Source organism: Secundilactobacillus hailunensis (assembly GCF_005405185.1).
GTDB classification, from domain to species: domain Bacteria; phylum Bacillota; class Bacilli; order Lactobacillales; family Lactobacillaceae; genus Secundilactobacillus; species Secundilactobacillus hailunensis.
Genome location: NZ_BJDO01000126.1, coordinates 1 through 546, shown reverse-complemented (window position 1 = coordinate 546; position 546 = coordinate 1). Strand labels below are relative to the sequence as shown.

The window sequence follows — 546 nt, the reverse complement described above, 5'->3', positions numbered from 1 at the left end:
TCAAGATTGGCAATCCGCTGGGTTGAAGAAACCTTCCTGGGTCGATCTTGGTAATATTTATCGCTTTCCCAAAGCCGGTTTAAACTTTAAAGAAATCGGCCATTTAAGTAAGCTAGATCAAAATAAAATTTCAGATTTTACGCTTGACCTAAAATCAAAAATAAGAGGTAAGGGTCAAAAGATAATCCAACAGCGATCAAGTAAAAGGAAGCACAAAGAAAGTAAAGCAGAGTTTACACAAAGAATTCAAAAACAGTTAAAAGACTTTGCTAAACACAATCCAGAAATTAAGCCAAAAAACAATCCTGAAAATAAAAGGGTCTTTGTCAAACGGTGTTGATTAACGACTTGATTATATTTAGAGCTTTCTCTTCGGAGGAAGCTCTTTGTTGCTTACGGGATTTGAGTGGTCGAGATCGGAAATATCGGGACTTTGTACCCTTTAAGTGGATTTTGGGTACACTAAATAACCCTTTGTTCTAGGGGCATTCGCAATAGGGACTAAGCAGCGATTTGGAAGATTCGGATAAACATGTTTTCTTGGTT

At 37.0% G+C, this 546-nt stretch carries 1 pseudogene; it reads left to right on the top strand.

What is annotated here, in order from left to right:
* A pseudogene (locus FFM73_RS12600) lies at positions 1 to 340 on the top strand (hypothetical protein); the annotation flags it as partial.
* Positions 341 to 546: the final 206 nt, after the last annotated feature.